This is a genomic window from Pseudomonas sp. EA_65y_Pfl2_P74, from assembly GCF_963970575.1.
Lineage (GTDB): Bacteria > Pseudomonadota > Gammaproteobacteria > Pseudomonadales > Pseudomonadaceae > Aquipseudomonas > Aquipseudomonas baetica_A.
Genome location: NZ_CAXAOQ010000009.1, coordinates 139,327 through 151,514, shown reverse-complemented (window position 1 = coordinate 151,514; position 12,188 = coordinate 139,327). Strand labels below are relative to the sequence as shown.

The window sequence follows — 12,188 nt, the reverse complement described above, 5'->3', positions numbered from 1 at the left end:
CTCATAAACGGATCGACAGGCCATCGGCCAAGGATTGGCGATACGCGCGCCAGGCCGGCACGCTGCCCATCAGCAGCGCGGCCGCCAGAATGCCACCGAGCAGTGTCCATTCATACTCGCTCGGCCACGCCAGCGGCAGATACAAACCGTAATTGGCCTGCACGTAACCCTGCGCGGCGGCGATGCCGATGTACAGCAACCCCAGCCCAGCAATCACCCCGGCAAACGCCAGCGCAAACGCCTCCAGCACCAGCAGGCTTGCGATGTGCCATGGCCGCGCACCGACCGAACGCAGAATCGCCATCTCGCGACGGCGCTCGTTGAGGCTGGTGAGAATCGCTGTGAGCATGCCGATCAACCCGGTCAGCACCACGAACAGCGAGACCACGAACAGTGCTTTTTCAGCGGTGCTCATCAGGCTCCACAACTCCTGCAACGCCACGCCGGGCAGGATCGCCAACATCGGTTCACCACGGAATTCGTTGATCTCGCGTTGCAGCGCAAAGGTGGAGATCTTGCTGTTGAGGCCGAGCATGAACGCGGTGATCGCTTGCGGCGTCAGGTCCATGTTGCGCGCCTGATCGGCCGTGATCCGCCCATTGCCCCGCGCCGGCACGCCGTTGTGCCAGTCGATGTGGATGGCCTCCATGCCGCCAAGGCTGATGTGCAACGTACGATCCACCGGGGTGCCGGTGCGTTTGAGAATGCCGACCACGGTGAACGGTTTGTCGTCGTGTTTGACCAGACTGATTGCCGCCACGCCGTGGGCCAGCACCAGTTTGTCGCCGAGTTTGTAGTGCAGGGCATCGGCCACTTCTGCACCGAGTACCACCTCGAACGGATCGGTGGCGAAGGCGCGCCCCTTCGCGAGTTCCAGGTGTTGCCGGCGACCGTACTGGTAATGCTCGAAATACGCTTGGGTGGTGCCCATTACCCGATAACCGCGATGGGAGTCGCCGAGGGACATGGGGATCGCCCATTTCACTTTCGGGTTATTGGCGAAGTGTTCGAAGCTGTCCCAACGGATGTTGTTGGTGGCGTTGCCGATGCGGAACACCGAGTACAACAACAGATTCACCGAACCGGAGCGGGCGCCGACGATCAGGTCGGTGCCGCTGATGGTGCTGGCGAAACTGGCTTTGGCCTCGGTGCGCACGCGCTCGACGGCAAGCAGCAAGCAGACCGACAGGGCGATGGCGAACGCGGTCAGCAAAGCGGTAAAGCGGCGGTTGGCCAGGCTGGCCATGGCCAGACGAAACAGATACATCTCAGACCTCGGCAGACGTGGCGGCGCGATTGAGTTCGGCCAGGGACAGGTGACGGTCGAACAGCGGGGCCAGACTCTGGTCGTGACTGACAAACAGCAGACTCGAACCGGCCTCGCGGCATTCGGCGAACAGCAAGCGGATAAAGTTTTCCCGAGCGTCGTAATCCAGCGCCGAAGTCGGTTCGTCAGCGATCACCAATTCTGGCTGGCCGATCAAGGCGCGGGCGGCGGCGACTCGTTGTTGCTGGCCGATCGACAGCGAATCGGCACGACGGCTGAGGATGCTCTCGTCCTTCAGGCCCAGGTGGGCGAGCAGGGTGGCGGCGGCTTGATCGACGCTGCCATGGCGCTGTTTGGCCCGTTCGGCGCGCAGTCTGGAAAAGTGGCAGGGTAGCTCGACGTTCTCGCGCACCGAGAGAAATGGCAGCAAGTTGAACTGCTGGAAGATGTAGCCGGTGTGATCGACGCGGAACGTATCGCGGGCACCGGCGGAGAGTGCGGTCAGCTCCTGGCCGAGCAGGCGAATGCTGCCGCGATCGGGTTTCTGTACCCCGCCGAGCAAGCCAAGCAGGGTGGTCTTGCCGCTGCCGCTGGGGCCTTTGAGGAACAGGGTTTCGCCCGGTTCCAGACGAAACGCCGGGATGTCCAGCAGCGGCGGGTGGCCGGGCCAACTGAAGCCCAGGTCGGACAGTTCGATGAGTGCTTGGGTCATGGCGCCAGTTTCATGGAGTGAACACATACCCCCTTGTGGGAGTTTCGCAGTAATCAGAACTTAAGCGCGGCAGCCTTGGCCGTTACTTCAGTGCCTTGCTGGCCGCTGGCGCTGATCAGTTGTACCTGAATTTTCTGGGTCGCCGGGAAGGTGTTGAAGATGTTCGCCAGATCCAGCGTCTTCAACGCGCCCGGGGCTGTGCAGTTGAACTGATAGTGAGCATGGATTTCGCTGTGGTCGTGGTGATGTTCGTGGCCGCCCTTGTCGGCTTCATCGTCGTCATGATCGTCGGCCTGCGGCTTGTCGCCGAACAGCGGGCTTTCCAGTTCCTGGCTGACCACTTTGCAACCGGCAGCGGCAGGCAGGCTGAACAGCACCAGCGGTTTTTCGAGTTGCGCGCGGGCGGCGGCGACCTTGGTCTTGTCGGCCTCTGTGGAGGCGACGTGTTCGAAGCCGACCAGATTCATCGCCGGGCTTTCCAGTTCCAGCTCCAGTGTTTGCCCGTCGAGCGCAGCATTCAGGCGACCGACACCATGTTCATGCGCACCGAGGCTGCCGTGCTCATGGTCGTGATCGTGATCATGTTCATCAGCCGCATGGGCGATGGCCAACGGCAACAGGGCAAACGGCAAAGCGAGCAGCAGACGACGCATGACGGTCTCCGGGAAGTAAAGTGAAGAGTTTGTTATGTAATCTTATAACGAAAGTGCGCAGAGTTTGCCCGTGCGCTTGGCGTTACACAAGTCCCGTGGGAGCATGCGTGTCAGAAAAGTGCGGGAGCGAACTCAATGTTGCGGATACGCGGAACCGTCGGCGCGGTGCCGGTGGATTTGACGGTGGAACTCGATGACAGCGACTGGGCGCGGCTCGGTTCGGCCATGAGCGGGCAGTTACCGACTGAGCAACCGCAGAGCGCAGCAGCGCCAGCGGCCAAACCGATGAATCAAGACGATGCCTTGTGGCAGGTCGCGCAGGATTTGTTGCGCAAGGCCGGGCAACTCAGTGGTCCGGATCTGCTCGATCAGTTGCAAGGACTGACCGGCAGTGCCACGGCGGGCAAGCGCCTGCTGGTGCGCTTGCGGCACAGTTCACAGGTAAAAGTGGCGAGCGGCGGGGATACGCCGCTCTACAGCTGGGTCGAGTGAGCGCTTAGTACAGCGCCGCAAACATTTTGCGTCGGTAGGCGGTCACCAGCGGGTGATCGTTACCCAACAACTCGAACACCTGCAGCAAGGTCTTGTGCGGCAAGCCTTCGCCATAGTTGCGGTTGCGGATGAACAGCTTGAGCATCGCCTCCAGCGCCGCTTCGTATTGCTGGCGAGCGAGTTGCTGGATCGCCAGTTGATACACCGCCTCATCGTCCTGCGGATCTTTCGCCAGCCGTGCTTTCAGGTCGGCGGCATCGGGCAGGTCGCGGGCAAGTCCGAGGAACTTGATCTGTGCCTTGGCCCCGGCCAGCGCGGCTTTGTGCTCATCGCCCTTGACCGCGTCGAGCACCGTTTGCGCTTCGCTCAGTTCACCGCGTTCGGTCAGGCAGCGGGCGTACAGGATCAAGGCCTTGGCGTTGGTATTGTCGTCATTGAGCATGACCACCAGCGCCGCTTCGGCATCGGCAAAGCGGCCGTCATCGAACAGTGCCTGAGCCTGTTCGAACGGATCGGCTGCGGCAGGTGGCGGCATCTGCACATGGGGTTCGAGCAAGGCGCGTACGGCGGATTCCGGTTGGGCACCGGCAAAACCGTCGACCGGTTGACCGTCCTTGAACAGCACCACGGTCGGCAGGCTGCGAATACCGAAGCGGTCGACGATGTCCTGCTCGATATCGCAATTGACCTTGGCCAGCAGCAGCTCGCCCTGATAACTCTCGGCAATGCCTTGCAGCATCGGCATCAGCGCCTTGCACGGCGCACACCATTCGGCCCAGAAATCCACCAGCACGGGTTTATTGAAGGAAGCCTCGATCACCGACTGGTCGAAGTCGGCAGTCGTGGCGTCGAAGATGTACGGCGTTGGCTGACTCATGGGGGATCTCGTAAAAGCGTGGATGGGGCAACTATACGGCTTGGCGGGGTGTGGCCGGAAGCGGGGCGGCGTTCCGACGAAGCCTTTAGTCACGCCGCGCGTGGTACAGGCTGACATGTCTGAATTCTTCAGGCTCTGCCAGATCCGGCAAGGTCATGGCCTCAAGCATTTCAATGCGCTCGTACAACGGATGGCGAAAGTCCCGAACCCGCGAATCCGCCACCAGCGCTTCGCGGCCCCGGCTGAGAAACGCATCGAGCAACGGCAGATTCGCTCGGTCGTACAACACATCCGCCACCAGAATCAGATCAAAGCGATCCGCCTCGGCAAAGAAATCCGTCGAATAACCCATCTGCACGTCATTGAGTTCGGCATTCGCCCTGCACGCGGCAATCGCCAGCGGATCGAGATCGCAGGCCACCACCTCCAGCGCCCCGGCCTTCACCGCCGCAATCGCGGCAATACCGGAACCGGCGCCGAAATCCAGCACGCGTTTGCCGCGTACCCATTCGGGGAACTCGGCCAGATAACGCGCCACCGCCAGGCCGCTGGCCCAGCAAAAACTCCAGTACGGCGGCTCGTGCAGAATCCGTTGGGTTTCTTCCTGGCTGAATTCGCGCGCCATGTTGTCGCCGTCGATCAGCCACAACTGCAAATCGGTGTCCGGCAACGCACAGGCTTTCAGTCTGGCGTCGCCGAGCAGTTCACCCAGCGCCTGTTGCAGGTCGAACGGTGCATTCATGGTGTTTTGACAAATTGCAGTTGGCCCAGTGCCTGAGTGGTCGGCTGGGTAATGGTTTGTGACGGCAGATGCAAAATCAACTGACCGGACTGGCTGGCGCGGCCACGCAATTCAACCCGCGCCCCGGCCGGGAAAGCCTCGGGGTTGAAGCGCACATGGAACGGCAGAATCTGGTTGTTGCCGATCAGGCTGGAACTGGCGAGCAATTGCTGCGGGCGATCCTTCTCATCGATCACCAGCAGCGCCAGTTCGACTTCGGCACCGGCCGGTACGCCTTGCAGGGTGCCGCTCAGTTCCCGTTGATAAGCCGGCAACGGGCCTAGGTCGGCCGCTTCTTTGGCTTTTTTCTGCGCCTGTTGTGGCGCGGGGCCCGGCGTTGGGGGCTGAGGCTTGGGGGCGTCGCTGCCGCAGGCCACCAGCAGGCTGAAAAGACTGAGCAAAACGAGCGGACGTAACGGCATTGGCAGCTCCGGAAAAATGAAATCCATGGATCAAACGATCATGCCCGTCTGTATACCGCAAACCCTATGGCTTGTCTTGCCACGGGGATGCGCTACCATGGCCCTCCCTTTTTTTGTTGCCAGCCACCATGCACTGTCCCTTCTGCGGTGCCAACGACACCAAGGTCATCGACTCGCGTCTGGTCGCCGAGGGCGAACAGGTGCGCCGCCGGCGTGAATGCCTGGCCTGCGGCGAACGTTTCACGACGTTCGAGACGGCCGAACTGGTGTTGCCGCGCCTGATCAAAACCGATGGCAGCCGCCAACCGTTCGACGAAGAAAAACTCCGCGCCGGCATGCAGCGCGCCCTGGAGAAACGTCCGGTGAGCGTCGAGCGCCTCGAATCCTCTCTGGTCCACATCAAGCACAAACTGCGCGCCACCGGCGAGCGCGAGGTCAAATCCCTCGTGGTCGGCGAACTGGTGATGGCCGAATTGCAAAAGCTTGATGAAGTCGCCTACATCCGTTTCGCTTCGGTCTACAAACGCTTCCAGGACCTCAACGAGTTCCGCGAAGAGATCGACCGCCTCGCCCGCGAACCGGTGAAACAATGACCACCGTCGCCGAGCAGGCCATCCTCGACGCCCACTTCATGGCCCGTGCGCTGGAACTGGCGCGCAAAGGTCACTACACCACGCACCCCAACCCCCGGGTTGGCTGCGTGATCGTGCGGGACGGGCAGATTGTCGGCGAAGGCTGGCACGAACGCGCAGGCGAACCTCACGCTGAAGTCCACGCCTTGCGCGCTGCCGGTGAACTGGCCCGGGGCGCTACCGCCTACGTCACGCTGGAGCCGTGCAGTCACCACGGCCGTACACCGCCGTGCGCCGATGCGCTGGTGAATGCCGGCGTTGGCCGGGTGGTCGCGGCGATGCGTGATCCGAACCCGCAAGTGGCCGGTCGTGGTTTGCAGCGTCTGGCCGATGCCGGGATCGTCACCGCAAGCGGCGTACTGGAAGGCCAGGCACGCCAGCTCAATCAAGGTTTTCTGAAGCGCATGGAACACGGCTTGCCGTTCGTGCGGGTCAAACTGGCCATGAGTCTGGACGGTCGCACGGCGATGGAAAGCGGCGAGAGCCAGTGGATCACCGGCCCGGCGGCACGTTCGGCGGTGCAGCGGTTGCGCGCCCAGGCCAGCGTGGTGCTGACCGGTGCCGACACGGTGCTGGCCGACGGCGCGCGGTTGACCGTGCGTGCTGACGAGCTGGGACTGGATGCCGAGCAAACGGCGCAGGCCATGAGCCGTCCACCGCTGCGGGTGCTGATCGACGGGCGCCTGCGCGTGCCGCTGGATGCACCGTTCTTCAAGGCCGGCCCTGCTTTGGTCGCCACCTGCATGGCGGTCGAAGAGCAATACGCCAACGGCCCGGAATGCCTGATCGTGCCGGGTGATGACGGTCAGGTCGATCTGCATCAACTGCTGGTCGAACTGGCCAACCGTGGCGTCAACGACGTATTGGTCGAGGCCGGCCCGCGTCTGGCCGGTGCTTTTGCCCAGCTCGGTCTGGTCGATGAGTTCGTGATTTTCATCGCCGGCAAGTTCCTTGGTTCTACGGCGCGTCCGCTACTGGACTGGCCGCTGGCCTCTATGAAGGACGCCCCCGAGCTGAAAATCACTGAAATCCGCGCCGTTGGCGATGACTGGCGAGTCACTGCGATCCCTGTGCTTTCGGCGAGCGTATAATTCCCGGCCATCGCGTTAGCGCTGGCTTCGTTCTCAAGGAGAACCCCATGTTTACCGGCATCATCGAATCCATCGGCAGCATCCGTGCACTGACCCCAAAGGGCGGCGATGTACGGGTGCATGTTGAAACCGGCAAGCTCGACCTGAGCGACGTCAAGCTCGGCGACAGCATCGCCGTCAACGGCGTCTGCCTGACCGCCGTTGAGCTGCCGGGCGACGGCTTTGCTGCCGACGTCAGCCGCGAAACCCTCGACTGCACCGCCATGAACGACCTCAAAAGCGGCAGCCCGGTCAATCTGGAAAAAGCCCTGACCCCGACCACTCGCCTCGGCGGGCACCTGGTCAGCGGTCACGTTGACGGTGTCGGCGAAGTCGTTTCGCGCAGCGACAATGCCCGCGCCGTGGAATTTCGTATCCGCGCGCCGAAGGAACTGGCCAAGTACATCGCCCATAAAGGCTCGGTCACCGTCGACGGCACCAGCCTGACCGTGAACGCGGTCGATGGCGCTGAGTTCATGCTGACGATCATTCCGCACACCCTGAGCGAAACCATCATGGCGTCTTACAAGCCAGGTCGCCGGGTGAACCTGGAAGTCGACTTGCTGGCGCGTTATCTGGAACGTCTGCTGTTGGGTGACAAGGCCGCAGAGTCGACGGCCGGCAGCACGATTACCGAAAGCTTTCTGGCCCAAAACGGCTACCTCAAATCCTGACTGAAGGGGGTGCCTTGTGGCGCTCAATAGCATCGAAGAACTGGTTGAAGACATCCGCCAAGGCAAGATGGTCATCCTCATGGATGACGAAGACCGCGAGAATGAAGGCGACCTGATCATGGCCGCCGAATGCTGCAAGGCCGAACACATCAACTTCATGGCCAAGCACGCCCGTGGCCTGATCTGCATGCCGATGAGCCGTGAGCGCTGCGAACTGCTGAAGCTGCCGCTGATGGCGCCGCGCAATGGTTCCGGCTTCGGTACCAAGTTCACCGTGTCGATCGAAGCCGCCGAAGGCGTGACCACCGGCATCTCCGCCGCCGACCGTGCGCGCACCGTGCAAGCGGCTGCCGCCAAAGACGCCAAGGCTGAAGACATCGTCAGCCCGGGCCACATCTTCCCGCTGATGGCTCAGGCCGGTGGCACCCTGGCTCGCGCCGGTCACACTGAAGCCGCTTGCGACCTGGCGCGCATGGCCGGTTTCGAGCCGAGCGGCGTGATCTGTGAAGTGATGAACGACGACGGCACCATGTCCCGTCGCACCGAACTGGAAGCGTTCGCCGCCGAGCACAACATCAAGATCGGCACCATCGCCGACCTGATTCACTACCGGATGATCCACGAACGTACCGTTCAGCGGATTGCCGAGCAGCCACTGGACAGCGAACTGGGCCAATTCAATCTGGTGACCTATCGTGATTCGGTGGAAGGCGACGTGCACATGGCCCTGACGTTGGGCACGGTTTGCGCCGAAGAGCCAACGCTGGTTCGCGTACACAACATGGACCCGCTGCGCGACCTGCTGATGGTCAAGCAGCCGGGCCGCTGGAGCCTGCGCGCGGCCATGGCGGCGGTTGCCGAGGCCGGCAGCGGTGTGGTGCTGTTGCTCGGTCACCCGCTTGACGGTGACGTGCTGCTGGCGCACATCCGTGAGACCGCCGATCAGGCTGTGGTGAAAAAACCGACCACTTACAGCATCGTCGGTGCCGGTTCGCAGATCCTGCGTGACCTCGGTGTTCGCAAAATGCGCTTGATGAGCGCACCGATGAAATTTAATGCGATATCCGGTTTCGATCTGGAAGTTGTAGAATACGTGCCCTCCGAATAATGACCGGTTGTTTCCGGCCCTGTATTCGCGGCAAATAAATCACTGAGGGACGCGTAAAAGACGCGTCCCGGCTCTTTAAGAGATCTGACGAATGACCCTGAAGACCATCGAAGGTACCTTCATCGCCCCTAAAGGCCGCTACGCTTTGGTAGTGGGCCGTTTCAACAGCTTCGTGGTTGAAAGCCTGGTCAGCGGTGCAGTTGATGCCCTGGTTCGCCATGGCGTGAGCGAAAGCGACATCACCATCATCCGCGCACCTGGCGCCTTCGAAATTCCGCTGGTTGCGCAGAAAGTCGCTCAGAAAGGCGAGTTTGCAGCCATCATCGCCCTCGGTGCGGTCATTCGTGGCGGTACTCCGCACTTCGAATACGTGGCGGGCGAGTGCACCAAGGGCCTGGCCCAGGTGTCCATGGAGTTCGGCGTACCGGTTGCTTTCGGCGTCCTGACCGTTGATTCCATCGAGCAAGCCATCGAACGTTCCGGCACCAAGGCCGGTAACAAAGGTGCTGAAGCTGCCCTGTCCGCTCTGGAAATGGTCAGCCTGCTGGCGCAGTTGGAGGCCAAGTGATTAGCGACGAAAGCGATCGTTTCAACCCGCGCGAGCCACGTCCAACGGACGCCGGCAAGCCTTCGAAAAGCGAGAAGCGCCGGGCTGCCCGTCAGTTGGCAACTCAGGCGCTGTACCAGCGCCACATGGCCGGTACCTCGCTGAACGAAATCGAAGCGCAGTTTCGCGTCGATAACGATTTTACCTTTGCCGATGCCAGCTACTTCCACGACATCCTGCACGGTGTTCCGGCCAGCCTGACCGAAATCGACGCCGCGTTGGCGCCGTGCCTGGACCTGACCATCGAGGAACTCGACCCGGTTGAACTGTGCGTACTGCGCCTGTCCGCCTGGGAGCTGCTCAAACGTGTCGACGTGCCGTACCGCGTGGTCATCAACGAAGGGATCGAACTGGCGAAAGTCTACGGTTCGACCGACGGCCACAAATTCGTCAACGGCGTGCTCGACAAGCTGGCCCCACGCCTGCGTGAAGCTGAAGTGAAGGCGTTCAAGCGCTGATTGGCGTTTGAAACGGCTATGGGCGAGTTTGAGCTGATCCGCAATTTCTTCGCCGCCGCGCCCTGTGCGCAGGGCGGCGAAGGCGTTGCACTGGGAATCGGCGACGACTGCGCCTTGCTGGCGGTTGCTCCCGGAGAACAGCTGGCGATTTCCACCGATACGCTGGTGGCCGGCGTGCATTTTGCCGACCCTTGCGATCCGTTTCTGCTCGGTCAGCGCTCGCTGGCCGTCGCGGTCAGCGATCTGGCCGCCATGGGTGCTACGCCCATCGCTTTTACCCTTGCCCTGACTGTACCGACGGTGACCGCCGATTGGCTGCAAGCCTATGCCCGCGGTTTGAACCGCATGGCGCAGGATTGCGGCGTGGCGCTGGTCGGCGGTGATACCACGCGTGGGCCGTTGAGTCTGACGGTGACCGTGTTTGGGCGCGTGCCTGCGGGTCAAGCGTTGACCCGCAACGGCGCGCAACCGGGGGATTTGCTCTGTGTCGGCGGTGAACTGGGTAACGCCGCTGGCGCCTTGCCGTTGGTGCTCGGTCAGCGTGAGGCCCAGGCACATATCGCCCAGCCGCTGCTCGATCATTACTGGTCGCCACAACCGCAACTGGCCCTGGGTCAGGCGTTGCGCGGCAAAGCGACTTCAGCGCTGGATATCTCTGACGGTTTGCTGGCCGATTGCGGCCATATTGCCCTGGCGTCAAAGGTGCGGCTTGAGATTGAACGCGAGCGTGTACCGCTGTCGGATGCATTGGTCGCGTTTCTCGGTCAGCGTGGCGCCGAACGTGCGGCGTTGAGCGGTGGTGATGATTATGTGCTGGCCTTCACGCTACCGTCCGTCGAGTTGCCGACGCTGCTGGCCAATGGCTGGCCGATCCATGTGATCGGTCGCGTGGCGCAGGGCCAGGGTGTGGTGCTGCTCGATCGCGAAGGACAGGACATCACCCCGCAAATCCGGGGCTATCAACATTTTCAGGAGTCACCGTGACAGATCACCCGAAACAGGTACCGGCCGAATTCGTGCCGCCGTCGGTCTGGCGCAATCCTTGGCATTTCCTCGCATTCGGCTTCGGCTCGGGCACCTTGCCCAAGGCGCCGGGCACGTGGGGCTCGCTGGTTGCGCTACCCTTCATCCCGTTGTGGCAGATGTTGCCTGACTGGGGTTACTGGCTGATGCTCGGCATCACCATGCTGTTCGGCTTCTGGCTGTGCGGCAAAGTGGCTGATGATCTGCGGGTGCACGACCACGAAGGCATCGTCTGGGACGAAATGGTCGGGATGTGGATCACCCTGTGGCTGGTGCCGGAAGGTTGGTACTGGTTGCTGGCGGGTTTCCTGATGTTCCGCTTCTTCGACATTCTTAAACCGTGGCCGATTCGCTGGATCGACCGGCATGTCCATGGCGGCGTTGGCATCATGCTCGACGACGTGCTGGCTGGCGTGTTCGCCTGGCTGTCGATGCAAGGGCTGGTTTGGGTTTTCGCCTGATCTGAGGACTTGTCAGGGTTAAGTGAGGGACTAGGGATGGCTCGACGCTGGTGGGCGCTGTTGGTTTTTGCTCTGCTGGGCACTGTGGTCAATGCGCAGGAAGCAACGCATGCGCCAACGGTCATTCATTTGGCCAGTGAAGACTGGGCAGACTACACCGCCGCTGATGGCCATGGCTTGGCCTGGGATGTGCTGCGCAAAGTATTCGAGCCGGCCGGGGTGCAACTGGATATTCGCACTGAGCCCTATACACGCTCAGTGGGGCTGGCCCAGCGCGGCGAAATTGATGCCTGTGTGGGTGCTTATCATGATGAAGCCAGCGACCTGCTCTATCCTCGCTGGAGTTTCGACACCGATCACATCTATGCCCTGGGCCTTGCCAGCAACCCCGCGCCGACCCCCGAAACCCTGGGCAACTACCGCTTGGCCTGGGTTCGTGGCTACGACTATCAGAATTATCTTCCCAATGTGCGCAGCTTCAATGAAGTCATCCGGCGAACCGGAATTTTATCGATGCTGACCCACAATCGCGCCGACTATTACATCGATGCGCTGACGGAAGTCGATTTCGTCGTGAGTCGGGCCAACGATCCAGCGCAGTTTCGCAAAACCCATATTGCAGAGTTGCCCCTGTATCTGTGCTTCGCCAATACGTCACAGGCCCGTACGTTGATGGCGCTGTTCGACAAGCGCATGGAGCATTTGGTGAAGAGCGGTGAGCTGAAACCGATCTTCGAGAAGTGGAAGCAGCCGTATCCGTTCGAGCCGAACTGACCACAGATCTTGCGTCCAGCACTGTCCCCCTGTGGGAGCGGGCCCGCAGTTATCAAGCTTTTTGATCGTTATGCCCGATAATTCAGCCTAAGCGTCTGTAGGAACCTGCTGTTACAA

At 61.6% G+C, this 12,188-nt stretch carries 16 protein-coding genes; 10 read left to right on the top strand and 6 right to left on the bottom strand.

Going from position 1 to position 12,188, the window contains the following annotated elements; translation table 11 throughout:
• Position 1: 1 nt before the first annotated feature.
• The 3 genes from AACY18_RS09485 to AACY18_RS09475 are packed head-to-tail and all read right to left on the bottom strand — an operon-like array spanning position 2 to position 2,632.
• Complete coding sequence (locus AACY18_RS09485; protein ID WP_339431296.1) at positions 2-1,267, bottom strand: ABC transporter permease; 1,266 nt, start codon at positions 1,265-1,267, stop codon at positions 2-4.
• Position 1,268: 1 nt separating this feature from the next.
• Positions 1,269-1,979, bottom strand: a complete 711-nt coding sequence (locus AACY18_RS09480) for an ABC transporter ATP-binding protein (RefSeq protein WP_187678771.1) — start codon at positions 1,977-1,979, stop codon at positions 1,269-1,271.
• A 53-nt stretch (positions 1,980-2,032) separates the two neighbouring features.
• On the bottom strand, positions 2,033-2,632 hold the full coding sequence (locus AACY18_RS09475) for a DUF2796 domain-containing protein (protein WP_339431297.1): 600 nt from the start codon (positions 2,630-2,632) through the stop codon (positions 2,033-2,035).
• Positions 2,633-2,767: 135 nt separating this feature from the next.
• Between AACY18_RS09475 and AACY18_RS09470 the strand changes: the two genes are divergently transcribed.
• Positions 2,768-3,124: a hypothetical protein gene (locus AACY18_RS09470; protein WP_339464760.1), complete on the top strand. Its 357-nt coding sequence runs from the start codon at positions 2,768-2,770 to the stop codon at positions 3,122-3,124.
• 4 nt (positions 3,125-3,128) lie between these two features.
• On the opposite strand, the gene trxA is transcribed toward AACY18_RS09470, so the two are convergent.
• The 3 genes from trxA to AACY18_RS09455 all read right to left on the bottom strand — a co-directional run bounded on the left by trxA (position 3,129) and on the right by AACY18_RS09455 (position 5,204).
• Entirely contained in the window at positions 3,129-4,001 is an 873-nt protein-coding gene (gene trxA / locus AACY18_RS09465) for a thioredoxin (protein ID WP_339464758.1), read from the bottom strand.
• 85 nt (positions 4,002-4,086) lie between these two features.
• Positions 4,087-4,743, bottom strand: coding sequence for a class I SAM-dependent methyltransferase (locus AACY18_RS09460; protein ID WP_339464757.1), 657 nt, complete (start codon positions 4,741-4,743; stop codon positions 4,087-4,089).
• Positions 4,740-5,204 carry a YbaY family lipoprotein gene (locus AACY18_RS09455; RefSeq protein ID WP_339464756.1) on the bottom strand — a complete coding sequence of 155 codons (465 nt, stop codon included), beginning with the start codon at positions 5,202-5,204 and terminating at the stop codon, positions 4,740-4,742. The genes AACY18_RS09460 and AACY18_RS09455 overlap by 4 nt, the downstream gene beginning before the upstream one ends.
• Before the next feature lie 128 nt (positions 5,205-5,332).
• Between AACY18_RS09455 and nrdR the strand changes: the two genes are divergently transcribed.
• The 9 genes from nrdR (at position 5,333) to AACY18_RS09410 (ending at position 12,071) form a co-directional block, all read left to right on the top strand.
• Complete coding sequence (gene nrdR, locus AACY18_RS09450) at positions 5,333-5,797, top strand: transcriptional regulator NrdR (protein ID WP_176470114.1); 465 nt, start codon at positions 5,333-5,335, stop codon at positions 5,795-5,797.
• Positions 5,794-6,927 (top strand): bifunctional diaminohydroxyphosphoribosylaminopyrimidine deaminase/5-amino-6-(5-phosphoribosylamino)uracil reductase RibD, encoded by a 1,134-nt coding sequence (ribD, locus tag AACY18_RS09445; RefSeq protein WP_339464755.1) that lies wholly within the window; start codon positions 5,794-5,796, stop codon positions 6,925-6,927. Before nrdR ends, ribD begins: the two co-directional genes overlap by 4 nt.
• A 47-nt stretch (positions 6,928-6,974) precedes the next feature.
• Entirely contained in the window at positions 6,975-7,640 is a 666-nt protein-coding gene (locus tag AACY18_RS09440; RefSeq protein WP_339431303.1) for a riboflavin synthase, read from the top strand.
• A 16-nt stretch (positions 7,641-7,656) separates the two neighbouring features.
• Positions 7,657-8,748, top strand: coding sequence for a bifunctional 3,4-dihydroxy-2-butanone-4-phosphate synthase/GTP cyclohydrolase II (gene ribBA, locus AACY18_RS09435; RefSeq protein WP_095188502.1), 1,092 nt, complete (start codon positions 7,657-7,659; stop codon positions 8,746-8,748).
• A 91-nt stretch (positions 8,749-8,839) separates the two neighbouring features.
• Complete coding sequence (ribH, locus tag AACY18_RS09430; protein WP_003228649.1) at positions 8,840-9,316, top strand: 6,7-dimethyl-8-ribityllumazine synthase; 477 nt, start codon at positions 8,840-8,842, stop codon at positions 9,314-9,316.
• Positions 9,313-9,813, top strand: coding sequence for a transcription antitermination factor NusB (gene nusB, locus AACY18_RS09425; RefSeq protein WP_339431304.1), 501 nt, complete (start codon positions 9,313-9,315; stop codon positions 9,811-9,813). The genes ribH and nusB overlap by 4 nt, the downstream gene beginning before the upstream one ends.
• 18 nt (positions 9,814-9,831) lie before the next feature.
• Positions 9,832-10,797 carry a thiamine-phosphate kinase gene (gene thiL / locus AACY18_RS09420; protein WP_339464754.1) on the top strand — a complete coding sequence of 322 codons (966 nt, stop codon included), beginning with the start codon at positions 9,832-9,834 and terminating at the stop codon, positions 10,795-10,797.
• Positions 10,794-11,297 carry a phosphatidylglycerophosphatase A family protein gene (locus AACY18_RS09415; RefSeq protein WP_221730243.1) on the top strand — a complete coding sequence of 168 codons (504 nt, stop codon included), beginning with the start codon at positions 10,794-10,796 and terminating at the stop codon, positions 11,295-11,297. Before thiL ends, AACY18_RS09415 begins: the two co-directional genes overlap by 4 nt.
• A gap of 36 nt (positions 11,298-11,333) precedes the next feature.
• Entirely contained in the window at positions 11,334-12,071 is a 738-nt protein-coding gene (locus AACY18_RS09410; RefSeq protein WP_339431306.1) for a substrate-binding periplasmic protein, read from the top strand.
• Positions 12,072-12,188 lie beyond the last annotated feature (117 nt).